At 39.7% G+C, this 23,682-nt stretch carries 21 protein-coding genes and 1 tRNA gene; 17 read left to right on the top strand and 5 right to left on the bottom strand.

Annotated features, from left to right (window positions below; all coding sequences use genetic code 11):
• Positions 1 to 285: 285 nt before the first annotated feature.
• Positions 286 to 732 (bottom strand): DUF3010 family protein, encoded by a 447-nt coding sequence (locus tag BG00_RS11820; protein WP_008110482.1) that lies wholly within the window; start codon positions 730 to 732, stop codon positions 286 to 288.
• A gap of 565 nt (positions 733 to 1,297) precedes the next feature.
• Here BG00_RS11820 and thrS point away from each other — a divergent pair.
• From thrS to BG00_RS11770, 10 genes are all read left to right on the top strand, one after another.
• On the top strand, positions 1,298 to 3,208 hold the full coding sequence (gene thrS, locus BG00_RS11815; RefSeq protein ID WP_036982803.1) for a threonine--tRNA ligase: 1,911 nt from the start codon (positions 1,298 to 1,300) through the stop codon (positions 3,206 to 3,208).
• Between the two features lie 59 nt (positions 3,209 to 3,267).
• Positions 3,268 to 3,828 (top strand): translation initiation factor IF-3, encoded by a 561-nt coding sequence (infC, locus tag BG00_RS11810; RefSeq protein ID WP_008110479.1) that lies wholly within the window; start codon positions 3,268 to 3,270, stop codon positions 3,826 to 3,828.
• A 212-nt stretch (positions 3,829 to 4,040) separates the two neighbouring features.
• Positions 4,041 to 4,241 carry a 50S ribosomal protein L35 gene (gene rpmI / locus BG00_RS11805; protein WP_004587840.1) on the top strand — a complete coding sequence of 67 codons (201 nt, stop codon included), beginning with the start codon at positions 4,041 to 4,043 and terminating at the stop codon, positions 4,239 to 4,241.
• Between the two features lie 15 nt (positions 4,242 to 4,256).
• Positions 4,257 to 4,619 carry a 50S ribosomal protein L20 gene (rplT, locus tag BG00_RS11800; protein WP_008110477.1) on the top strand — a complete coding sequence of 121 codons (363 nt, stop codon included), beginning with the start codon at positions 4,257 to 4,259 and terminating at the stop codon, positions 4,617 to 4,619.
• Between the two features lie 306 nt (positions 4,620 to 4,925).
• On the top strand, positions 4,926 to 6,743 hold the full coding sequence (locus tag BG00_RS11795; RefSeq protein WP_036983458.1) for a M14 family metallopeptidase: 1,818 nt from the start codon (positions 4,926 to 4,928) through the stop codon (positions 6,741 to 6,743).
• Between the two features lies 1 nt (position 6,744).
• Entirely contained in the window at positions 6,745 to 7,386 is a 642-nt protein-coding gene (locus BG00_RS11790; protein ID WP_036982802.1) for an MBL fold metallo-hydrolase, read from the top strand.
• Between the two features lie 84 nt (positions 7,387 to 7,470).
• The gene (locus BG00_RS11785) at positions 7,471 to 7,929 is read left to right on the top strand and encodes an Lrp/AsnC family transcriptional regulator (protein WP_008110469.1); all 459 of its coding nucleotides are present in this window, start codon (positions 7,471 to 7,473) and stop codon (positions 7,927 to 7,929) included.
• Between the two features lie 114 nt (positions 7,930 to 8,043).
• Entirely contained in the window at positions 8,044 to 9,600 is a 1,557-nt protein-coding gene (locus tag BG00_RS11780; RefSeq protein WP_008110467.1) for a SulP family inorganic anion transporter, read from the top strand.
• A 258-nt stretch (positions 9,601 to 9,858) separates the two neighbouring features.
• The gene (locus BG00_RS11775; RefSeq protein ID WP_008110465.1) at positions 9,859 to 10,932 is read left to right on the top strand and encodes a sensor histidine kinase; all 1,074 of its coding nucleotides are present in this window, start codon (positions 9,859 to 9,861) and stop codon (positions 10,930 to 10,932) included.
• The gene (locus BG00_RS11770; protein ID WP_008110464.1) at positions 10,929 to 11,753 is read left to right on the top strand and encodes a LytR/AlgR family response regulator transcription factor; all 825 of its coding nucleotides are present in this window, start codon (positions 10,929 to 10,931) and stop codon (positions 11,751 to 11,753) included. The genes BG00_RS11775 and BG00_RS11770 overlap by 4 nt, the downstream gene beginning before the upstream one ends.
• 60 nt (positions 11,754 to 11,813) lie before the next feature.
• Here the strand turns inward: BG00_RS11770 and pyk are convergent, their stop codons facing one another.
• Entirely contained in the window at positions 11,814 to 13,250 is a 1,437-nt protein-coding gene (pyk, locus tag BG00_RS11765; RefSeq protein WP_036982801.1) for a pyruvate kinase, read from the bottom strand.
• Between the two features lie 350 nt (positions 13,251 to 13,600).
• Here pyk and gndA point away from each other — a divergent pair, with 350 nt between their 5' ends.
• The gene (gene gndA / locus BG00_RS11760) at positions 13,601 to 14,974 is read left to right on the top strand and encodes an NADP-dependent phosphogluconate dehydrogenase (RefSeq protein WP_036982800.1); all 1,374 of its coding nucleotides are present in this window, start codon (positions 13,601 to 13,603) and stop codon (positions 14,972 to 14,974) included.
• A gap of 67 nt (positions 14,975 to 15,041) precedes the next feature.
• Here gndA and ansA read toward each other — a convergent pair whose 3' ends face one another.
• A complete protein-coding gene (gene ansA, locus BG00_RS11755; protein ID WP_036982799.1) occupies positions 15,042 to 16,052 on the bottom strand; it encodes an asparaginase in 1,011 nt (336 codons plus the stop codon).
• Positions 16,053 to 16,121: 69 nt separating this feature from the next.
• A complete protein-coding gene (sppA, locus tag BG00_RS11750; RefSeq protein WP_036982798.1) occupies positions 16,122 to 17,987 on the bottom strand; it encodes a signal peptide peptidase SppA in 1,866 nt (621 codons plus the stop codon).
• Positions 17,988 to 18,309: 322 nt separating this feature from the next.
• Between sppA and BG00_RS11745 the strand changes: the two genes are divergently transcribed.
• From BG00_RS11745 to BG00_RS11720, 6 genes are all read left to right on the top strand, one after another.
• Positions 18,310 to 20,271 carry an oxidoreductase gene (locus BG00_RS11745; protein WP_036982796.1) on the top strand — a complete coding sequence of 654 codons (1,962 nt, stop codon included), beginning with the start codon at positions 18,310 to 18,312 and terminating at the stop codon, positions 20,269 to 20,271.
• A gap of 557 nt (positions 20,272 to 20,828) precedes the next feature.
• Positions 20,829 to 21,377, top strand: a complete 549-nt coding sequence (locus tag BG00_RS11740) for an NAD(P)H nitroreductase (RefSeq protein WP_036982794.1) — start codon at positions 20,829 to 20,831, stop codon at positions 21,375 to 21,377.
• Between the two features lie 203 nt (positions 21,378 to 21,580).
• Positions 21,581 to 21,958, top strand: a complete 378-nt coding sequence (locus BG00_RS11735) for a hypothetical protein (protein ID WP_024601029.1) — start codon at positions 21,581 to 21,583, stop codon at positions 21,956 to 21,958.
• Between the two features lie 98 nt (positions 21,959 to 22,056).
• Positions 22,057 to 22,147: transfer RNA gene (locus BG00_RS11730), tRNA-Ser, on the top strand.
• A 114-nt stretch (positions 22,148 to 22,261) separates the two neighbouring features.
• Positions 22,262 to 22,585 carry a hypothetical protein gene (locus BG00_RS11725; RefSeq protein WP_036983456.1) on the top strand — a complete coding sequence of 108 codons (324 nt, stop codon included), beginning with the start codon at positions 22,262 to 22,264 and terminating at the stop codon, positions 22,583 to 22,585.
• A gap of 69 nt (positions 22,586 to 22,654) precedes the next feature.
• Complete coding sequence (locus tag BG00_RS11720; RefSeq protein ID WP_008112467.1) at positions 22,655 to 23,272, top strand: BamJ family beta-barrel-assembly machinery protein; 618 nt, start codon at positions 22,655 to 22,657, stop codon at positions 23,270 to 23,272.
• 60 nt (positions 23,273 to 23,332) lie between these two features.
• Here the strand turns inward: BG00_RS11720 and BG00_RS17875 are convergent.
• Positions 23,333 to 23,682: IS3 family transposase (locus BG00_RS17875; protein WP_202807722.1), on the bottom strand; the 350-nt coding region annotated here is incomplete at its 5' end.

Here is a 23,682-nt window from a genome sequence, read left to right as displayed (position 1 = left end):
AACACGAATTGTCGACAAAGGAAAGGGGGTTAGACTAATGTATTATACCAACCCGCAATAATACTAAATCATTTTGAGGGGGCAAATCAGACGCTAGCTGTGTTAAAAATTTCTCATTTAGAACAACTAACTAACGAAATTTTTGCCTTGATATCGACACGATTTTCCTCCCTCAAATTAGATCACTTAGTTAAGCGAATTGGTATTACTGTTTTTATATAGAATTTAAACAAAAAAAACGCGTACTCTCTAGCGAATACGCGTTTTTATGAGGGTGTAATTAATTTACATTTCGTCGCTGCGATACGTTTTTTTCATGATGTAAACGTAAGCATTAACAAATGCATTTTCTTGATACTTTTTCAGACCGGTGTCTTCAAACGCGATGGGGATTGGATTACGTTTTACTTGTTCTTTTATTTCGGTGGTTGAAAACACGCGTACATCGAGATTATCGATTAACTGAATAGCGGTTTCCATTTTGAATCCTTTAGCGCTGCCAGCAAACTTACCTTTAGGTTGGCGTTCGCGAATGGCAACCGAATCAATTTGGTAATCTTGCATTAACTTGGCAAAATCAAACTGAAACTTACGCATTACTTCAGTGTCGTTACCGTTACCTAAGGTAAAGCGTGTTTGGCGTACATCACGAATATCAAAAACGTCATTATCTTTACTTAAAATACAAAGTAGTACATCACTACCGGTAATTTCTACACCACATGTTCTCATTGCTAATCTCTACTATAACTTAATTACCCGTTATTATACGCAACACGCATTAAAATGCGAGTTTAAGCACTTACAGTGGTGTTTTTATTAGCGCTTAACGTCCATTCGTCATTTTGATGTAACAAGGTCTGTTTATCTTTGCGGCTAAATGTGCAGCCCTCCTTTTTTTAGCTAAGACAGCGCTATGGTTTGTTTACTTTAAATAGGTGTGAGCGTTGCTCAATTTTTACTTAGCACCAGATGATAGCTCCCGGGCTTTAACTAAATCGCCCCTAGATTAAACAAATCCTAATACTGAAAACTCAGCAGACTCTTATTAAACGTTATTAATTGCATTTTTATGGTAAAATTGGGTGGTTTTTAATAGCTTAAAACTTGTAATTAATGCTGCAGCACGCGACAATAACCTTCTTGTAGTTGAGCAGACTCAGCATCTACATTAGCCATTTACGGCGAAAAATAGTCAATGCTTATTCGTAAAAGCGTTGTCGAGTCATTCTCATTTAATTAATTAAAAATACACGTGATACATTGTAGGTGTCACCACTGTATGTAAGGATTTATAATGCCAGTTATTACTCTTCCTGACGGTAGTCAGCGTAGTTTTGAAAACCCTGTAAGCACTCTTGATGTAGCAAACGATATAGGCCCTGGTCTTGCTAAAGCCACTATTGCGGGTCGTGTTAATGGCGAACGCGTAGATGCGTGTGATTTAATTAGTGACGATTCTCGTCTTGAGATCATTACCGTAAAAGACGACGATGGCCTAGAGATTATTCGCCACTCGTGTGCGCACTTAATTGGTCATGCTGTTAAACAACTTTTCCCTGATGCAAAAATGGCGATTGGTCCAACAATTGATAACGGTTTTTACTACGATATTGATATGGAACATTCGTTATCTCAAGATGATCTTGATGCCATTGAAAAACGTATGCTACAGCTTGCAAAAACAAACTACGACGTAGTGAAAAAAACCGTTAGCTGGCAAGAAGCGCGCGACACTTTTGCAGCGCGTGGCGAAACATACAAAATTGAAATACTAGACGAAAACATCGCAAAAGATGACCGTCCAGGTTTATATCATCACGAAGAATACATCGATATGTGTCGTGGTCCTCATGTGCCAAACATGAAATTTTGTCAAAACTTCAAAATTATGAAAGTGGCCGGCGCATACTGGCGCGGTGATAGTGAAAACAAAATGCTACAGCGTATTTACGGCACAGCATGGGGCGATAAAAAGCAACTTAAAGCGTATTTAAAGCGTTTAGAAGAGGCTGAGAAGCGCGATCACCGTCGTATCGGTAAAGCACTCGATTTATGGCACTGGCAAGAAGAAGCGCCAGGTATGGTATTTTGGCACAACGATGGTTGGAGCATTTACCGCGAGCTAGAAGACTTTGTGCGTGAAAAATTACGTGAGTACCAATACGAAGAAGTGAAAGGTCCAATGATGATGGATCGCTCTTTGTGGGAAAAATCAGGGCATTGGGAAAAATATTCAGAGGCAATGTTTACCACTGAATCTGAAAAGCGTGAATACGCAATTAAACCAATGAATTGCCCAGGCCACGTACAAATTTTCAACCAAGGTTTAAAATCTTACCGTGACTTACCACTACGTATGGCAGAGTTTGGTTGTTGTCACCGTAATGAACCATCAGGCGCGCTTCATGGCTTAATGCGTGTACGCGGCTTTACCCAAGATGATGCTCATGTATTTTGTACAGAAGAGCAAATCATGGATGAAGTATCGGCCTGTATTAAAATGGTTTACGATACCTATGAAACATTTGGTTTCGAAAAAATTGTTGTTAAACTTTCAACTCGCCCAGAGCAACGTATTGGCGAAGATGAAATGTGGGACAAAGCAGAGCTTGCACTTGCTGACGCACTTAAAGCAAATGACATTGAATTTGATTATTTACCAGGTGAAGGGGCGTTTTATGGCCCTAAAATTGAATTTACTTTGTACGATTGCTTAGACAGAGCGTGGCAGTGTGGTACAGTGCAACTAGATTTTGCATTACCGGGTCGTTTGGGCGCTACTTATGTAGCTGAAAATAACGAACGTCGCACACCTGTTATGATACACCGCGCTATTTTAGGGTCTATTGAGCGTTTTATCGGTATTTTAACAGAAGAGTACGCTGGTTTATTCCCAACATGGCTTGCACCTAAGCAAGTGGTGATTATGAATATCACCGATAAACAAGCACCTTATGTGCAGGAAATTGTACAAAAATTAAATAAACTTGGAATTAGAGCCGCTGCTGACTTGAGAAATGAGAAGATTGGCTTTAAAATCCGAGAACATACACTTAAGCGTATTCCTTACTTACTGGTTGTTGGCGATAAAGAAGTTGAACAACAGCAAGTAGCAGTACGAACTCGCACAGGTGAAGACCTAGGCAAATTTAATGTCGATGATTTTATCGCTAAAATCAGTGAAGAAATCAAAAATCGACAGTAAAAATCGAGCGTGTAGGGCAATCACAAACGGCCAACTACACGCTTATATTATTGATATTCTTGGAGGAACGTACCATTAGAGGCGGCAAGAAAGGGCAACAAACAGCTCAAAAAAATCGTATTAACGAAGAAATTACAGCGCTAGAAGTTCGTTTAATCGACATCGACGGCGAACAAGCTGGAATTCAGTCATTAAAAGACGCGCAAGCTATGGCTGATGCAGCGGGTGTTGATCTTGTAGAGATCAGTCCAAACGCTGAGCCGCCTGTTTGTAAGGTTATGGACTACGGTAAGTTCATCTTTGAAAAAAGCAAAGAACTAAAAGAGCAGAAGAAAAAGCAAAAGCAAATCCAGATTAAAGAAATCAAATTCCGTCCGGGAACGGATGAAGGTGATTATCAGGTTAAGCTGCGCAACTTACGTAAGTTCTTAGAAGCTGGCGATAAAGCTAAGATAACTATCCGCTTCCGTGGTCGTGAAATGGCTCACCAAGAAATTGGTATCGAATTATTAAACCGTATTAAAACCGATTTAGAAGAGTTAGCAGTTGTTGAGTCTTTCCCAAATCGTGTTGAAGGTCGTCAAATGGTTATGATGATGGCACCGGTTGCTAAAAAGTAATAATTAGGCGATAATACGCACCGAATTTAGCTCAGGTTTGCAAGTGATATGAAAATGTCCACCTGAGTTAACCGGTTTTAAAGTAAAATTGCGGTATTTATATCGGGTTTTCACCGGAACATAGCGGTAAGTTAGGCCTTTAAAGTGGAGCTATAGCAATATATCTCACGCCTTCTTACTAAATTTAAAGCAATACAATTGGAGTTATTGCAATGGCTTACAAGCTAAAAAGTCACAGAGGCGCAGCTAAGCGTTTCAAAAAGACTGCTTCTGGCGGTTTCAAGCGTAAACAAGCGCATCTTCGTCACATTCTGACTAAGAAAACTTCTAAGCGTAAGTTACACCTACGTCCTAAGATGATGGTTCATAAAAATGACCATGGTCTAGTTTCACGTATGTTACCATTCGCTTAATAGGGGTTTTTAGAAATGGCAAGAGTTAAACGCGGCGTTGTCGCACGTGCACGTCACAAAAAAGTTTTAAAACAAGCGAAAGGTTACTACGGAGCACGTTCACGTGTTTACCGCGTAGCTTTCCAGGCTGTTACTAAAGCGGGTCAATACGCTTACCGTGACCGCCGTGCTAAGAAACGTACTTTCCGTCAACTATGGATTGCACGTATCAATGCTGCTTCACGTCAAAATGGTCTGTCTTACAGCCGTTTTATCAATGGTCTTAAAAAGACATCTGTAGAAATCGATCGTAAGATCCTTGCAGATATCGCTGTTTACGACCAAGTTGCATTCGCAGCGCTTGTAGCAAAAGCAAAAGAAGGCCTAGCGGCAGCTTAAGTTTTTGTATAAGTAATGAAAAGGAGCCCATGGCTCCTTTTTTTGTGCCTGTAATTTACTGTTTTAGCTATGTCATACCTTTTAGTGCCGTGTATCCATTTAACTTAAATTAGCTAAACCAGAATTTTAGGCATGTTCATTGTTGCTCTTAAGGTTGATATTAATTATGTTTTTATCAGTACTTGAGCAAATAATCAAAGGGAACTGCAGTTGGCTGCATTTTTTTGTTGAACCACCGCAGTTTTGGCATCTAAAAAGCTTTAATTGCTATAATTTTTTTAATTAATGCGTTTGCTAGAGAAGTATATGTTTATAAGTTTATTGGTTTTATCTGCAAGTATGGCAAATAGCGATCATTTACCGCCATTATTACCATGGGAAGGTAGTAGTACCTCACTATTACAACAACAGGGACCTTTAACCACAGACTTTGAAATTTCTGCGGGTGTCTCGTCTCCTAATTATGCTGATACCATGGCATTTGTTGATAGGTTGGTAGCGGCGAATCCCACTCAATTTAAATCAAAAACGATTGGCTATAGTAATAGTAAACGAGCAATAAAAATGTTGATTGCCAGCGAACAGGGTTTTTTTAATGCGGGGCAAATGGCCAATAGCACCAAACCAACCGTGCTTATTCAGGCTGGTATTCACGCTGGTGAGATTGATGGTAAAGATGCAATGTTTATGTTGCTTAGAGATATTGCTACGGGTAAACGACGCGATATATTAAAAAAGGTAAACATTTTATTTATTCCAATATTAAACGTTGATGGTCACGAGCGTAGTAGTGCGTTTAATCGTATTAATCAGCGTGGCCCTGTCAAAATGGGTTTTAGAACAAACGCAAATAATCTTAATTTAAATCGTGATTTCACTAAATTAGATACCCCCGAGGTTAAAAGCGTTCTTGCAGTCATTAACGATTATAATCCGAATTTATATATAGACGTACATGTGACTGATGGGGCTGATTACCAATACGATGTCACCTATGGCTATAACCCAGTATTTGCTAGCGAGTCGCCTGCCATTTCAGATGCGCTTAACCGTTATTTTAAACCAGTGATTGATCAAACTCTCGCTGAGCAAGGTCATATTCCGGGCCCTTTAGTGTTCGTTATGGATAAGCAAGAATTTAAATCGGGGCTGGCCGGTTGGGTTGCCACACCGCGGTTTTCAAACGGGTGGGGTGATTTAAAGTCATTGCCTACCATTTTAGTTGAAAACCATTCTTTAAAGCCATACAAACAACGCGTGTTAGGGACTTATGTGTTTATAGATGGTGCTATTGAAGCATTATCAGCGCATAAAGATAAACTCGCTAATGCAGTAAAAAAAGAACAAGAATTTGTTCCTAAGCAATTAATTGTTAAGCGTGGTTACTCTGAGCAGCCTGATCATATCGCGTTTAAAGGTATTGCTTATTCTAAAAGCCTGAGCCCATTGTCAAATCAACAAGAAGTAAGCTATTTGGGTAAAAAACAAGATTATGACAAGCTGCCTATTTTTTGGCAAAAAGAGGTGCAGCACAGGGTTGAAGTACCAAAATCATTTTTTATTCCACCTGTTTACACCGATATTATTGAGAAATTAGTCCTGCATGGGGTGTCAGTTAATAAGCTCAGTGGTGCCAACACTCAGCCATTAAAAATGGCAAAAGTAGCGCAATATAGTTTTGATAAAGCGCCATTTGAAGGGCGTTTTAGAGTGTCGGCTAGTTTTGATTATGTACCAGCTACAAATGTGGATTTAGATGGTTGGTTTGAAGTGAGTACACAGCAAAAGGTAGGAGAGTTAGCTGTCCACTTGCTACATCCTGAGGCACCAGATTCATTTTTTGCTTGGGGGGAGTTTAATAGTATTTTTCAGCGCACTGAATATATGGAAAATTATGCTTTGATACCGTTTGCTGAAAAAATGCTTGCTGATGACCCAAAATTAGCCCAAGAATTTGATAAAAAAGTAAACCAGGATAAAGACTTTGCTAAGAACGCTGATGCACGTTTAAATTGGTTATATGAGCATAGCCCATTTTATGATCAAGCTTATTTAAAATACCCAATTTTAATGTCATACGAAGAGAATATAGTTATTCCAGCGCAAAAAGATAAAGAAATATAAGATGAAAATAATCACTATTCCCGTAACCCCGTTTATGCAAAATTGCCGCATTATAGTATGTGAACAAACCCAGCAAGCTGTCGTGGTTGACCCTGGCGGTGATGCTGACAAAATTAATGCAGCACTTAAGCAGCATAATTTATCATTGGCAGCGATTTGGTTAACCCATGGGCATTTAGATCATGTGGGCGCTGCGCATAATTTACGCGAGCAACACAAGGTAAAAATGATTGGGCCTCATGAGGATGAACGTTTTTGGTTCGACAATTTACCGATGCAAGCCACTATGTTTGGCTTTAAACCGATCAATTCCTTCTATCCTGATGAATGGTTAGCTCATGGTGATAGTATCAAGGTTGGGCTGCTTGAATTTAAAGTACTTCATTGCCCAGGGCATACACCAGGGCATGTTGTGTTTTATCAACAAGCACACAATACGGTTATCGTCGGGGATGTTATTTTCAAAGGTTCAATAGGGCGTACCGACTTTCCTAGAGGCGACAGCAAGCAGCTAATCGACTCTATAGTGCAACATATCATGACATTACCACCGAACACTGCAATTTTAAGTGGCCATGGTAACAACACCCATGTTGCTCATGAACAGGCTACTAACCCATTTGTAAGTGGCCAGTTTGGTTGATGTGCATATTTGTTAAAAATAAGCAGACTGCTTTTTAAAAAGGCTGTATAATTTAACCAATTTATTAGATAAATAAGAAATAAAATGTCTCTAAATCACGTAGATCGCCAAATATTGGCACTTTTACAACAAGATGCAAGTTTATCAACTGCTGAGATTGCAGACAAAGTCGGACTTTCTCAGTCTCCTTGTTGGCGTCGTATTGCTAAATTAGAACAAGATGGCTATATCAAAAGTAAAGTCGCATTGCTTGATGAAAAAAAGCTGGGCTTTGATATGTTGGTTTACGCCCATGTACGTTTATCAAACCATGGTAAAAAGAATTTAGCTGAGTTTGAAAAATTAATACTTAGCTATGATGAAGTGACTGAATGTTACACCATGGCTGGCACTATGGACTTTATGTTGCGTATTATTTCTCAAGGCATAGAAGGTTATGAGCACTTTGTACGCGATAACTTGCTTAGCTTAGAATATGTACAAGAGGTTCATTCTAATGTGACCATGACGTGTGTTAAACGAAGCACAGCACTGCCACTTTAAACTTTACTAAGCAGCTAAAAACACACAGGCTGAATTAACTATAATTGTGAAATGAGCGCTAATTCGATAAAATCTAGCGCTTTTTTTGTTAGCGAAATAAAACTGAGGAACTCAATGTTTAACTTACTCAGCAGAGCGCCAAGCTCTGCTAAAAACGATATTCTCTCTGGATTGACAGTGGCACTTGCCTTGATCCCAGAAGCTGTTGCATTTGCCTTTGTTGCAAATGTAGAACCTCTTGTTGGTTTATACGCTGCATTTATTGTGGGCTTAATTACGGCTATTTTTGGTGGTCGTCCGGGTATGATTTCGGGTGCAACCGGTGCATTAGCGGTTGTGATGGTAAGTTTAGTACTTGATCACGGAGTGGAATACCTATTTGCCACTGTGTTGCTGATGGGGCTACTACAAATATTGGCTGGGGTATTTAAGCTCGGTAAATTTATTCGTATGGTTCCACATCCTGTTATGCTCGGTTTCGTTAACGGTTTAGCGATTGTTATATTTTTAGCCCAGCTTGGACAGTTTAAAGTGCCTGATGGTGCTGGCGGCCAAATGTGGATGACGGGCAGTGCGCTTTACATCATGTTAGGTTTAGTGGCGCTAACGATGGCAATTATTCATTTTTTACCAAAATTAACTACCGCAGTGCCTTCATCACTGGTTGCTATTGTTACTGTAACGGGTTTAGTGATTGGTCTTGATTTAGAAGCACGTACGGTACTTGATTTCTTAAAAGGCATGACAGGAAATGAAGCTGCAACCATTGCCGGTGGCTTACCACAGTTTCATATTCCTATGGTGCCTTTTAATTTAGAAACACTACAAATTATCTTTCCATATGCGCTTATTTTAGCAGCAATTGGCTTAATTGAATCGCTGTTAACGCTAAGCTTGATTGACGAAATTACAGAAACCCGTGGCCATTCTAATAAAGAATGTATTGGCCAAGGTGCGGCCAACGTCACATGTGGCTTTTTTGGTGCAATGGGTGGCTGTGCCATGATTGGCCAATCCATGATCAATATTAATTCAGGTGGACGTTCGCGTTTATCAGGTATTAGTGCCGCATTGATGTTACTGGCATTTATTATCTTCGCTTCAAGCTTAATCGAAATGATTCCACTGGCCGCATTAGTTGGGGTTATGTTTATGGTGGTACTGGGTACATTTGAATGGGCGAGTTTCAAAATGATGAAACGCGTGCCTTTATCTGATGCTTTTGTAATTGTATTAGTTTCGGGTGTAACGGTTATTACCGACCTTGCGATTGCGGTGTGTGTAGGTGTTATTGTCTCTGCGTTAGTGTTTGCATGGCAGCATGCAAAACATATTTACACAACTAACTATATTGATAAAGAAGGTTCAAAAGTGTACGAGCTACATGGGCCTTTATTTTTTGGTTCGGTTAAAAACTTTGCTGATTTATTTGATGTTAAGAACGACCCTAAAGATGTGATTGTTGAGTTTAAATACAGCCGCGTTGCGGATCATAGTGCGATTGAGGCCATAGACAGCTTAGCTGACAAATACAATAAAGCGGGTAAAAAGCTGCACTTGCGTCACTTAAGTAAAGACTGTACAGAACTACTTCATAAAGCACGTGACTTAGTTGAAGTGAACGTAATTGAAGATCCGACTTATAAAGTTGCTTCAGATAAGCTTGCTTAAAAAATAAAAGTAAACATTGATAAGCGAAAGGTGGATGCCTTTCGCTTTTTTTATGCGCTCTAAACCATCCGCAAGGAATAATTGCACCACGAGTTTTAGTTTGTTCAACGTAACTACTAAACCATAACTGAGCACCCATCCTGTATTTATTTAATTTATTGTTTGCGATAGGGCTATTAAAAAGTAAGACAGTTGGTAGTGCTATACCTGACGATAAATCGATATAATAGTGACAAATTTACAAGGTAATAATTAATTTTGAATTGGCAGTCTTTAATTGATAACAGACAACGTTTTTTCTGGCTTTTGCAAATTGCAGGCTGGATAGGTTATGCGTTAGTTAACTACATTGGTTCTAAAGTATTCGAAATGCGTGATATTTACGTATTCGTTATTTTACTAAACGCCTATGCGGGCTGTTTAATGACTGTGCCTCTGCGTTATATTTATCGAAAAATTTGGAATGCCTCACCTTGGGTATTAATTATTGTTGTATTTGGCGCCTCTTATATAACCGGTACATTATGGGCCGTGGTGCAAAAGTTTAACCTGTGGGAAATTTATCGCCACGGATACCGTCCTGAAGAATGGTTTTATTATTTACAACAAGGACTTGATTCTGTTTATATTATTTTGTGTTGGAGTGGTTTGTACTTTGGTGTTAAGTATTACCAGTTATTACAAAGTGAACGTCAAAAAGCCTTAAAAGCAACCACAATGGCGCACGAAGCGCAGTTAAAAATGCTTAGATACCAGCTAAATCCTCATTTTTTGTTTAATACGCTCAATGCAATATCAACCTTAGTTTTGGTAAAAGAAAATAAAGATGCTAACTTGATGGTATCTAAATTGAGTGACTTTTTACGCTATACGCTTAATACTGATCCAATTAAAAAAGTGCCGCTGGAGCAAGAGTTACATGCATTAATGCTCTATTTAGAAATTGAACGTGTTCGTTTTGATGAGCGCTTACAAGTTAATGTGGACGTGAGTGAGCAGGCCAAACAAGCATTAGTGCCAAGCTTAATATTACAACCGATCATCGAAAATGCCATTAAGTACGCCATTGCCCATATGTCAGAAGGTGGTGTTATTGATATAAAAGCGCAAGTTTTTGCTAATGAATTATTACTTGAAGTGGGCGATAATGGGCCTGGCACTGATATTGAAAATGGTCAGTTAGTTAATGCACAAGGCGTAGGGGTGGCAAACACCCGAGACAGATTAAAAACGCTCTACGAAAATAATTACTCGTTTGTATTATCACATAATACGCCAAGTGGATTAAAAGTTAATCTGCGTGTCCCGTTTGAGAAGGCTGTGAAGAAATGACAAGAATAAAAACGCTTATTGTTGATGATGAACCATTAGCACGTAAAGGTTTAGCCGTCAGGCTTGAAGAGTTTTCTGATATTGAAGTGATCAAACTGTGTAGCTCAGGTTTTGATGCGATTGAAAGTTGTAAAAACGAAAAAATTGATCTTGTCTTTCTTGATATTCAAATGCCTGGTATGAACGGTTTTGAAGTCGCACGTGCTTTAAGTGAAAGCAGTAAAGATTTACCTGCCATTGTGTTTGTTACGGCGTTTGATCACTTTGCTGTTAAAGCATTTGAAATTCATGCTTTAGATTACATTTTAAAACCCGTTGATGATAACAGATTAAAGCAGGCGGTAGAAAAAGTGCATACCTATTTAAAAACTCAGCAGGATAACGCCCATAAGAAAAAACTAGCGAGTTTCGTAGCAGGGATAACAGGTAATAACTGCGAAGAAATTCTAAAGAAATTAGCCACTGGCGATACTTTAACTGATCGCCGCTATCCTGAATCATTGGCTGTAAAAGAGCAGGGGGAAATTGTCAGAGTACCTGTTGCTACTATACAATGGGTAGATGCGGCAGGTGATTACATGTGTCTGCACTGCCAAGATGGGCAAACGCATATATTACGTAAAACTATGAAAGAGCTTGAACAAGAATTGGATCCAAGCCTATTTGTACGTGTTCATCGCAGCGCGATTGTTAACACCAAACAAATTAGCAAGCTGGTAACTCAGGTTAGTGGTGAATATTTATTAGTGTTAGATAACGGGCAAGAGCTTAAAGTAAGTAGAAGTTACCGTGATAAAGTAAAAGCAGCATTAGCTAGCTAACTTTAATAAATAGCATAAAAAACGCGAGCTTTTAGCTCGCGTTTTTTATGCGTGTTACGATTACGAAACCGTGACTATTTTCATCGTGTTGGTTGCACCAATAGTTTCCATCGCATCACCGTGGGTAATGATCACGGTATCGCCTGCTTGTAAAGAGCCTGCGGCTACGAGTGTGCTTAATGCATCTTTAACCATGCTATCTTTTTCGCATTTTGTAGAGTCAAAAAATACAGGGTAAACACCACGATATAGTGCTGTTTGACCTAATGTACTTGCATGACGTGAAAGTGAATAAATAGGCAGTCCAGAGCTAATACGCGACATCAATTTTGCCGTGCTACCTGACTCAGTAAGCGTGATAATCGCTTTAACAGAGTCTAAGTGGTTAGCTGCATACATAGCTGATAAGGCAATTGATTCGGCATTAGAAGAAAAACGGCTGTCTAAACGATGTTTAGAAACGTGTGTTTCTTTTTGCGATTCAGCACCTAAACAAACACGCGCCATAGTCGCAACGGTTTCTTCCGGGTAATCACCAGCGGCTGTTTCAGCAGAAAGCATCACTGCATCTGTGCCATCAAGTACTGCATTGGCAACATCCATAACTTCTGCGCGTGTTGGCATAGGGTTATCGATCATCGATTCCATCATTTGCGTAGCGGTTACTACGGTACGATTTAATGAACGAGCACGACGAATAATAAGTTTTTGTTTACCCATCAGTGCAGCATCACCAATTTCAACACCTAAGTCGCCACGGGCAACCATAACAGCGTCAGACGCTAAAATAATGTCATCAACTGCTTCTTGTGTTTCTACTGCTTCAGCACGCTCAATTTTAGCTAAAAGCTGTGCATTAGAGCCTGCAGCCTCCGCTAATGAACGTACATAACGCATATCATCGCCACTGCGAGGAAAAGAAACCGCTATGTAATCAACACCAATTTCAGCAGCGGTGATTAAATCTTCCTTATCCTTTTCCGTAAATGCAGGTGCCGTTAAGCCACCACCTAAACGGTTAATCCCTTTATTATTAGAAAGTACGCCGCCAACAGTCACAATGGTGTGAACTAAGTGACCTTCAACACTTTCTACGGTAAGTTGAATTAAGCCATCGTTTAATAGCAATAAATCACCAGGGGCAACATCTTGTGGTAGCTCTTTGTAGTCAATACCGACGGCGTTAATATCGCCTTGGCCTTTTTCCATTTTGGCATCAAGAATAAATTTTGCACCAACAGATAAGGTCACTTTGCCTTCTTTGAAGGTTGAAACGCGAATTTTTGGGCCTTGTAAGTCAGCGAGAATCGCGATGTGCTTACCAAGTTTAGTTGCAATATCTCGAACAGCTTGTGCACGGTTTTTGTGATCTTGTGCAACACCGTGTGAGAAATTTAATCGAACTACATTTGCGCCTGCACGAATAATTTTTTCTAAGTTATTATCTCTATCTGTTGCAGGTCCAAGTGTCGCGACTATTTTTGTACGTCTTAACATTAAATTCTCCTGTGTGCTTTTTTTAAGCAAGTTGACGGTTATTTTGTTTTTAGCGATTACTAATAAAGAGCAATCTTTAGTTTTATGCAATTTTTATAACATTGCGACTATTATATACAAAATGAATATGTCATCATTATGACACCGGTGTCACAGGGCGTCAATGATCTAAAAATTTAAATAGCACTGCTATTTCTTCCCCTGAGAGAGCGGTTGTTTGATATAATTGCGGCGTTTATTTTAACTGTAATAAATGCATGTAGCTTTGCTCATGGCTGCGGTCTGAGTATAATGCACGCGGTATTATTTTAATTTACTAACCAAATAGTTGTTACCGAGGAGGGCACTAAATGCAAGTTGCATTAGTAGGGTTAGGCGTTATGGGGAAAAATCTTGCCCTGAACTTGATTGAAAAAGGGATAACGCTTGTCGCTTATGACAAAAACCCAAATGCGGGTGAAGAATTACTAAGTTGTGCTAAATCACAAGGCATGGCTGATAAACTTCACATTGTCTCTGATCTAGGGGATATGGTTAGGCGTTTAGAAGCACCGCGTTCTATTTTATTACTTGTGCCTGCTGGTGAGTTAGTTGATGCGGTTTGCAACGAGCTTATTGAAGCGGGTGTTCAGTGTAGTGACATTATTGTTGATTGTGGCAACAGTAATTACAAAGACGGTATTAACCGTAAGCTCAAATACCAAGATAAGTTTGAATTTGCCACTATGGGTATTTCAGGCGGTGCCGAGGGTGCACGTCACGGTCCAGCTATGATGGCCAGTGGTTCTGAAGGTGGCTGGGAGCGTGTCGAGCCATGGTTTACAAAGGTTGCTGCAAGCTATAAAGGCGAGTCGTGTTTTGCGCGTGTGGGCCAGTCAGCCAGCGGCCATTTTGTAAAAATGGTTCACAATGGAATTGAATACGCACTCATGCAACTAATTGCTGAAGTGTATCAGCTACTTCGTCACGGCACTAATCGCTCACCTAAAGAAATTGCAGAGATATTTAACGAATGGTCTCAAGGGCAGCTAAATAGCTATTTACTGTCAATTTCAAGCCATATTTTATCACTTGAAAATTCGCATAATATGCCGCTTGTAGATTTAATTGACAATAAAGTAGGCGCAAAAGGCACCGGTTTATGGACAGCACAAAACGCCCTTGAATTAGGTATTGCGGTACCGTCGCTAGTGGCTGCTGTACAAGCTCGTCATTTAACCAATGCGTGTAATACCACTGCCGCACAAGAAATGACGTACAGCGCACAAAATACCACGCAAGTAGATATTGATTTAGACGAGCTTAAAGATGCATTTACCCTTGCGAGCCTGTTGGCATACCGTCAAGGACTTGCATTAATTAAAGGCGCTTCACGAACTCATCAATGGAAAGTTGATTTAGCGAAAACGCTACAAACATGGCGTGCAGGGTGTATTATCCGTGCTGATTACCTTGATAGTGTAGCGCAAGGCGTTGAGTTTATTGACACGCTTGAAAAAGAGTCATTAGCGATGCGTAAAGTGACTGGCCAAGCCGTTATGACGGGTCTGGCGTTTCCTGTACTTAGTGCAACACAAACCTACTTAGCTACGCTAACAACACCAAGTAATGGGCACTTAGTTCAAGCCCAGCGTGATTACTTTGGTGAGCACGGCATTAAAACTCACAGTGGTGAAACGTGTCATTTAACTGACTTAGTTGATATTGACGCAAAAGTTCGTTAATAAAATCTAAGTAAACAAAAAAGGACGCTATATAGCGTCCTTTTTTGTTATTCGCTTAACTGATTACTTAACGGGTCAGCTCACCACGCAGGTTATCTTGCATTAAATGGCGAATTGTTTCGATTTCTAGGTTTTGACTAAATAAGTAATGCAGTTTAGTTAAGCATGCTTCTAAGGTCATATCGTAACCGCTGATCACGCCTATGTTTAACAGCGCATTACCCGTGGCATAACCGCCCATGTTCACTTGACCTTTTAAACATTGGGTTAAATTAGTAATAATAACACCCCGCTTACTTGCTTCATCCAGAATATCTAAAAACTCAGGGTCTTGTGGCGCATTGCCTACGCCAAAGCTTAGCAGTACGAGGGCTTTAATATTGCCATTAACTAAGCTTTTTACTACTTCTTTGCTGATCCCTGGGTATAAATACAGCACGCCAATAGCTTGCGGTGTAATAGGGGTAACTTGGAGTTCATTTTCTACATACGGGCTTAATTGCCCTTTGATCAGCTGAATATTAATACCTGAAAGCGCAAGCGGCTCTAAGTTAGGTGAGGCGAATGCATCAAACCCATCTGCATGGGCTTTAGTTGCACGATTGCCTCTGAACAACTGATTATTAAAAAATAAGCTGACTTCTGCAATGGGGTAGTTAGCCGCTAAATACATGGCATTAAGGAGGTTAACTTGACCATCTGAGCGTAATTGAGATAGCGGAATTTGTGAGCCGGTTACAATAATAGGTTTAGTTAAGTTTTCAAACATAAACGATAGAGCTGATGCAGTATAGGCCATAGTATCGGTGCCATGCAGTACCACAAAGCCATCGTAATCTTGGTATTTACTTTTTATGTCATCGGCGATGAGTTGCCAATGAGTCGGTGACATATCTGAAGAATCTATAAGTGGGCAGTATTCATGAATATCAAATAATGGCATTTCTTCACGATTAAACTCTGCGTTATTAACCACGGTTTCGGTTAAAAATCCTTCAGCAGGAATATAGCCACGAATTGATTTTTTCATTCCTATGGTACCGCCAGTGTAAGCGATATAAATGCGTTTACGTTTCATAAAAAAGCCCAGTAAAAAAACTGGGCTTAGTATAACGCTAACTGCTAATCAATACAGCCTGTTAAGGCACTATTGTGCAACTGTACACTCTAAACAGCGGGCATAAACACCTTGTGGATCGTTATAATCTTTTAGGTTTTCTACTTCACTGCTTAATTGTTTAATAACACTTTGCAGATTAGCTTGGCTGGCTAATACTGCTGTTTTTTGTGTTTCAAGCCCAAGTACTGATTTAACGGCGGCACTGCTGAAGATATCTTGAAGCATTTTTTCTTGTGGGCTAAGCGATTGCTTAATTGTTTTAACGTCATAATAGTTAAGCTTAGCAAGCTCAGCAGCTGCTTTAATCGCATCTTGTTTATTACCAAGTTTATCAACTAAACCAAGCTCTTGAGCTTGAGAGGCAATCCATACCCGACCTTGGGCAATTTTATCAACTTGCTCTGGGGTCATATTACGTGCCTCAGCAACCACATCTAAAAAGCGTCCATACGCTTCTTCAACACTCATTTGAATAACTTTAGCCATTTTCTGGTTAAGTGGGCGAGTGATTGAAAAACCTGCCAATTCGGTGGTCGCTACGCCATCTGAATACACGCCTATTTTAGCGAGGGTATCTTCAAATGTCATAAAGGTACCAAATACGCCAATTGAACCGGTAATTGTACTCGGCGCTGCCCAAATTTCATTGGCCGCCGATGCAATCCAATAACCGCCTGATGCAGCTACTGAGCTCATTGATGCAATAACGGGTTTACCAGCAGCTTTAAGTGCAAGCACTTCAGCACGAATTACTTCTGAGGCAAACATGCTGCCACCGCCTGAATCTATACGTAAAACCACCGCTTTAACCTTGTCATCAAGTCGCGCTTTGCGAAGGAGGGCTGCAGTTGAATCACCACCAATTTCACCAGCACGGCGTTCACCATCAACAATAGTGCCTTTAGCAACCACAACAGCGACTTTTTCAGTCATAGGGTTATCAAACTCAATAGGCGGTTTTACTAAACTTAAGTATTCACCAAAAGAGACTTGTTTGAATGTTTTTCCATCTTCATTTTCTCCAACCAATTCAATTAATTGTTGGCGAATTTGCTGATTGGTTTTTAATGAATCAACCCATTGGTTATCCAGTGCATATTTACCGGCATCACCATTAGCGGCTTGCATTTTAGCTAAATAAACATCCATTGTTTCATCAAAGTTTGACTCATCAAAAGGACGCACAGCACTAACGTCTTGCTTATATTCATTCCATAAAGCACCTAGCCATACGCGGTTAGCTTCTTTAGCTGCCTCTGACATATCGTTTCTGATAAACGGTTCAACGGCCGATTTAAAGGTACCTACACGAAATATATGCTGAGTGACTTCTAATTTTTCTAATGCGTCTTTGAAGTAAAGCGGGTACATACCGTAGCCTTCAATAAGCACACTACCATAAGGATGCATCGCAATTTCGTCTGCATGTGCGGCAATGTAATATTGTGCTTGGGTGTAGTAATACCCTGAGGCAATCACTTTTTTACCGGTTGCTTTAAATGTTTCAAGTGCCTGTGTAATTTGTTTGAGCTTATTTAAATGTGCTTTTGGCATTTCTTGTAAATCAAGCAAAATAGCGCTTATACGCGAGTCTTGTGCTGCTTGATTAATTACTTCAACTACATCGTCGAGCAATATTTCACTGGGTGAGTCAGCACTGGCCGTTGCATCATTAATAGCGGCTTCAACAGGGTCTATATAGGTTTTTTCTTCGACAATAGGGCCATTAAGGTTAAGTCTAAGAACAGAGCCCTCTTCGACAATAATTTTATCACCGTCACTTGATACCGATACGATAAAAATAACGACCAAAAATAAAAACAATACGTTGAGTATTAAACGACGTGAGAAGTTGATCCCCGTCCATATACCTTTAAATACCTTTGCTATCAAAATAGCTCCTTAAATTGGTACAGCTAAAACGTTATTGCCATCTTAGCGTAGAATATAAATAAATTTAACTGCTAAATCGTAACGAAACATTTATAAATTCAATTACACTTGAAATTAAACACGTGTTTATTTAATAAATAATTACTGAAATTATGGCTGTAGTCACTACTTTTAACTCACGCTATTGGTCAAGATAAACGCAGTCAACAGGTTTTAAGTTAAAAAATTATTAAGTTTAATCTGCTCATATATTGCTTATTGTTGGTCATTAAAGCAGAATTGACTAAATGCACACAGGTTAGACCAGTTATTGGGGCACAGGATGTTAGAACAAAAATTAGAACTAAAACACACACAACTACGCAACCGTTTAGTAATGGGATCAATGCATACCGGCCTCGAAGAGGGGTGGCATAATCGTAAACGCCTACGTGCTTTTTATGAAGCACGTGCTAAAGGTGGCACAGCAATGCTCATTACGGGGGGATATAGCCCTAATCTTCGCGGCAAGTTAACGCCTATTTCATCATCATTTAATAGTTATTATGATGTTTTTAAACACCGTGCTTATACACAAGCTGTTCATCAACATGGTGGTAAAATTTGCCTGCAGTTATTGCATGCTGGGCGCTATGCCTATCATCCATTCAATCAAGCCCCAAGTGCTATAAAAGCACCGATCAATCCCTATAAACCTAAGGCTATGTCTTTAAGTTCAATCAAAAAAACCATTAAAGATTTTGCTCACTCTGCATATTTAGCAGAAAAAGCAGGTTACGATGGCGTTGAGGTGATGGGCTCTGAAGGTTACTTAATTAATGAATTTATGGCACCGCATACAAACAAACGAGACGATGAGTTTGGTGGTAGTCTTGAAAACAGAATGCGTTTAGCTGTTGAGATTGTAAAAGCAGTAAGAGCTAAAGTTTCAGATAAATTTTTAATTATTTTTAGACTGTCTGTAATCGATTTAATTCCTAATGGCTCAACTCCTGAGGAAGTAACACAACAAGCTATTGTACTTGAAAAAGCAGGTGTTGATATTTTTAATACTGGCATTGGTTGGCATGAAGCACGGGTACCGACAATTGCAAGCATGGTACCCCCAGGCGCATTTAAAGAAGCGTCAAAGCGTTTGAAAGATGTCATTAGCGTGCCTGTTATTGCCGTAAACCGCATTAATACACCAGAGATTGCTAATGATATTTTAACGGCGGGTGAGGCTGATTTAATCTCTATGGCGCGCCCTTTACTTGCAGATCCCGATTTTTTTAATAAATATCAAGCCAAGCGCTCTGAACATATTAATATTTGTATAGGGTGTAATCAGGGCTGTTTAGACCATGTATTTAAAGGTAAACGTGCTACGTGTTTAGTGAACCCACAAGCGGGTTTTGAACTTGATTACCCTCTAGAAAAAGCCGCAACAGCTAAAAATGTATTAGTGGTTGGAGCGGGTCCTGCTGGGCTTTCTTCAAGTTGCTACTTAGCGCAAAAAGGTCACAATGTAACGCTTATTGACCAAAAGCAGCATATGGGTGGGCAGTTTAATTTAGCCATGCAGATACCAGGTAAAGAAGACTTTAACCATACATTGGCTTATTTTACCAATGAACTTAAGCGTTTAAACGTCACCGTTGAATTAGGCAAAGCATTTGATGACGGTATGCTGAGCCAGTTTGATGATGTGGTTTTTGCCACGGGTGTAAGGCCACGTGAAGCCTCTATAGAATGTAGTGATGACAAACGTGTTTTTGCCTACGATGAAGTCATTCGCGGTGAGGTTGAACTTGGTAATTCGATTGCGATTTTAGGCGCAGGCGGTATCGGTTTTGATATGGTGGCATTTTTAAGTGAACATAAATCACAAAGTATCAGCGACTTTAAAACCCAGTGGGGAATAGAGTGCGATGCTCAGCCTCATAAAGATGAGCGTCAACTTTATATGCTTAAACGCAGTGAAGGGCGCTTTGGTGGTGATTTAGGCAAAACAACCGGTTGGATACATCGTCAAGTTGCTAAACAACATGGCGTTAAGCAAATTGCCAATTGCCAGTACCATCGTTTTGATAAAAACGGCCTAACTATCAGTGTTGCTGGCGAAACGCAAGTATTGCCAGTTGATACTGTGATTGCTTGTATTGGCCAAGTGTCTAATGACGAACTATTTAAGGCGCAAGCAGAGAATGCCAAAGTTCATGTTATTGGTGGCGCTAAACTAGCAGCGGCTATTGATGCCAAGCGCGCTATATTCGAAGCCTTACAAGTTGCACGCAGTATCTAATATGCAATTTAAGTAAGTACACGGGTCTGATTATTTTTTAAAGATAGTTAACTTATAATCAGACCCTTATATTGTTGTTTTTTACCTTACCCCATTCCTTGTATAACTAATAAATACGCTATTACGATTTTCAATGGTGTCTCGGCTACAACGCTTAACTGGCAAAATTAAATCTATAAAGCCTCTCATTAGTTCAACCTAATTATTTATACCAATTCGCTTAATTAAGTGATCTATTTTGAGGCTGGAAAAACGTGTTGATAGCTAGGCAAAAAATTCGCTATTTAGTTGTTCTAAATGAGAATTTTTTAACACAGATAGCGACACGTTTAGCCCCGTAAAATGATTAAGTATTATTGCGGATTGGTATTACACGCAAAAGGCGAGCGCCACTTTGTAATGGCACAAATACACGGCTATTTGGGTTGCAATATTATTTGTGTGCTTTTTAACCTTGGTACTTTCTTGATAAGCAAATAATAACAGCGGGGTGCCCATTATATTTTAACCTAAGGGTTTCAATGGTATGCTATTGTTTTGTCTTTTGAGTAATTACAATGGATGCTATTGAGCTTTTATTAACCCGCCAGTCAGATGCAAAACTGACAGAGCCAGGCCCTAATGAAGAACAACTAAACATTATTCAGCAGGCTGGGCTCAGAGTTCCCGATCATGGCTGTATTGCGCCTTGGCAATATATTATTGTTCAAGGGGATGCACGTCATAAGTTGGGTGAAATTTATTATCAAAGCGCTTTGGCCGAGCAGCAAGCTGAAAAAGTAATTAATCGTGCTAAAGAGTTACCCCTTAGAGCACCCATGATCATTATTGCCATTGCAAAATATCAACAACATCCAAAAGTACCAAGAATAGAACAAGTTCAAAGTGCAGGCTGTGGCGTGCTGGCTATGCAACAAGCCGCATTTGCACAAGGGCTTGGCGGTATTTGGCGCACAGGATACTTTGCACAAAGCCCCAGTGTTAAACAAGCGCTTAACTTAAACAATGATGATGAAATAGTGGGTTATTTGTATTTAGGGACGCCAGCAGTTGAGTGTAAAAAGTCACCGCGCCATAAACCAGAAAACTATTTTAGTTTTTTGTAGCAATAGGATGAACTTTTTATATTCAACATAGTCATAATTTATTAAGTTAATCGTGTTACACTACCGCGGTTAATATTGTAGCTGCGAGAAGCGCACGGAAGCACCATACGCAATAAATCTTCTTCAGTTTGTTTTTTAATCGGTTGTTTTTTGGTAATGTATGGAAAGTCTTACCAATAATAACGATAAAGAAGACGAAAATGATGGGAAATTTATTTTTACGTGAAAAAGAAAACTGGTTTGCTTGGTCAATCTGGGGTGTTGTTGGCGCGCTTGCGACATTTTATGTTGCAATGAATACACAAGCAGCTCACTTTATTGCTGCAACTGCGATGGGTGTCCTAGTACTGCTAACATGGTGGATGCAACAGTCTCGACGATTTGATTTTGGCAGAGCCTTTAAAATATGCTGCTATGTTCTATTATTCACCGTCCTACCTTCGTTTGTGTTAGTTGTGATCCCAAGTGATGATTTAAACCGCTTCGATTTAATATTTCAAAGTATTGCATTTTTAACTGCCAGCTTACTGGTGTGTTTAGTATGTTCTTGGATTGCCCGCAGACCTAAACAATATTACTAGGGTTTATGACTATCCTGATTAATATTTAACTATTTAAGCGGTTTTAGTAAAATAGGGCTTTACAAGCTAAGCGTATGATCTTATTATGCGCGCCGTACGGAGAGATGGCAGAGTGGTCGAATGCACCGGTCTTGAAAACCGGCAGGGGTTTATAGCCCCTCTAGGGTTCAAATCCCTATCTCTCCACCATTATTTAAAAAACCGCCTTATTGGCGGTTTTTTGCTATCTGGAGCTTTATTATGTCACAGTCCCCGGAGTTATCCTTTTCTAAACGTTTACTTAAGCACATCCTGCTATGGACTGTGTTTGGTTATTGTTACCAAAGTGCCATATCGTTATTACAAAAAATGGCCATTGATGCATACCCAGATAATGCGCTGATGATGACTTTCTTATATGGCATCGGGTTTAATCTTTTATCCGGGCATTTAATCACAAAATACGATCATTTTTGGCCAGTGTGGGGCGCGTTTTACATTGGCATTATCGGTTTAGTGGCTGTGCCTCTTTTATTGAACGGCGTGGCTGGATTATTGCCGATGAGCTTACTTGTTGGAATTTTGCTCAGTTTACCTGTATGTACCTTTGCTATTGGTTTAATTAAAGAAAAACTCAATAAAAACTAGCCCCAAACGGCTTTTGTTTTGTGATAGCATATATGGGTCTTTTAACTAACAAAACGTGAATAACACATTATGTCAGATAATTTTACTACAGATGCTGAAAAAGCAAGTTACGGTATTGGCTTACAAATGGGTGAGCAACTTAAGGCTAACCCTTTTGAAGGTTTAAACTTAAATTCAGTATTTGAAGGCATGAAAGATGCGTATGCAGGCAGTGCTTTTCAAGTAGAGATCCCTGAGATCCAAGCTGCATTTGAGAAAATCAACGAAGAGATCCAAGCTCGTCGTGAGGAAGAAGCTAAAGTATTGGCGGCTGAAGGTATTGCATTTTTAGAAGAAAACGCAAAACGTCCTGAAATTACAGTTACTGAGTCAGGTCTTCAGTACGAAGTACTTGCAACAGGTGAAGGCGAAAAGCCAACTGCAGAGTCTACAGTACGTGTTGATTACCACGGTACTTTAGTAAACGGTACTGTTTTTGATAGCTCATACGAGCGCGGTCAACCTGCTGAATTCCCAGTAGGTGGCGTGATCAAAGGTTGGACTGAAGCATTACAAATGATGCCAGTAGGTACTAAATGGCGTTTATACGTTCCTCATGAGCTTGCTTATGGTGAACGTGGTGCCGGTGCTGCAATCGCACCTTACTCAACACTTGTATTTGACGTTGAGTTACACGCAATTCTTTAATTAGAATTTAGTTATAAAAAAACCGCATTCTGAAGTGACCCCATAAAGTTGGACTCATTTTTAAGCGGCTGCCAAGGCCTGATTTCGATACTGTATCGGACTCAGGCCTTTTAGTTTCAGCTTAATACGCTCGTTGTTGTAATAGTCGATATATTCTTTGATGTTTTCAATAAGCTCATTCACGTCTTTAAACGTTTCGTTGTGGTACATCTCACTCTTCAATATGCCGAAGAAGTTCTCAGCAACCGCATTATCTAAACAATTTCCTTTTCTAGACATACTTTGTTGCAACCCTTTTTCCTTGAGATGATTTTGATATTGTTTGTTTTGATATTGCCACCCTTGATCTGAGTGTACAACTGGCTTTTCATTTGGCTTCAACCTAGCAGTTGCTGTTTTAAGCATGTCAG

The organism is Pseudoalteromonas sp. SCSIO_11900 (assembly GCF_000576475.1).
In the GTDB taxonomy this organism is placed as follows: domain Bacteria; phylum Pseudomonadota; class Gammaproteobacteria; order Enterobacterales; family Alteromonadaceae; genus Pseudoalteromonas; species Pseudoalteromonas tetraodonis.
This window is presented reverse-complemented; position numbering and strand designations above follow the sequence as displayed.

Coding starts and splice junctions, on each gene's coding strand:
- BG00_RS11745 (WP_036982796.1), top strand. CDS start 18,310: ATGTTAGAACAAAAATTAGAACTAAAACACACACAACTACGCAACCGT.
- BG00_RS11820 (WP_008110482.1), bottom strand. CDS start 732: ATGAGAACATGTGGTGTAGAAATTACCGGTAGTGATGTACTACTTTGT.
- BG00_RS11735 (WP_024601029.1), top strand. CDS start 21,581: ATGGGAAATTTATTTTTACGTGAAAAAGAAAACTGGTTTGCTTGGTCA.
- BG00_RS11795 (WP_036983458.1), top strand. CDS start 4,926: ATGTTTATAAGTTTATTGGTTTTATCTGCAAGTATGGCAAATAGCGAT.
- rpmI (WP_004587840.1), top strand. CDS start 4,041: ATGGCTTACAAGCTAAAAAGTCACAGAGGCGCAGCTAAGCGTTTCAAA.
- BG00_RS11780 (WP_008110467.1), top strand. CDS start 8,044: ATGTTTAACTTACTCAGCAGAGCGCCAAGCTCTGCTAAAAACGATATT.
- ansA (WP_036982799.1), bottom strand. CDS start 16,052: ATGAAACGTAAACGCATTTATATCGCTTACACTGGCGGTACCATAGGA.
- thrS (WP_036982803.1), top strand. CDS start 1,298: ATGCCAGTTATTACTCTTCCTGACGGTAGTCAGCGTAGTTTTGAAAAC.
- BG00_RS11785 (WP_008110469.1), top strand. CDS start 7,471: ATGTCTCTAAATCACGTAGATCGCCAAATATTGGCACTTTTACAACAA.
- BG00_RS11720 (WP_008112467.1), top strand. CDS start 22,655: ATGTCAGATAATTTTACTACAGATGCTGAAAAAGCAAGTTACGGTATT.
- BG00_RS11790 (WP_036982802.1), top strand. CDS start 6,745: ATGAAAATAATCACTATTCCCGTAACCCCGTTTATGCAAAATTGCCGC.
- gndA (WP_036982800.1), top strand. CDS start 13,601: ATGCAAGTTGCATTAGTAGGGTTAGGCGTTATGGGGAAAAATCTTGCC.
- pyk (WP_036982801.1), bottom strand. CDS start 13,250: ATGTTAAGACGTACAAAAATAGTCGCGACACTTGGACCTGCAACAGAT.
- BG00_RS11770 (WP_008110464.1), top strand. CDS start 10,929: ATGACAAGAATAAAAACGCTTATTGTTGATGATGAACCATTAGCACGT.
- rplT (WP_008110477.1), top strand. CDS start 4,257: ATGGCAAGAGTTAAACGCGGCGTTGTCGCACGTGCACGTCACAAAAAA.
- BG00_RS11740 (WP_036982794.1), top strand. CDS start 20,829: ATGGATGCTATTGAGCTTTTATTAACCCGCCAGTCAGATGCAAAACTG.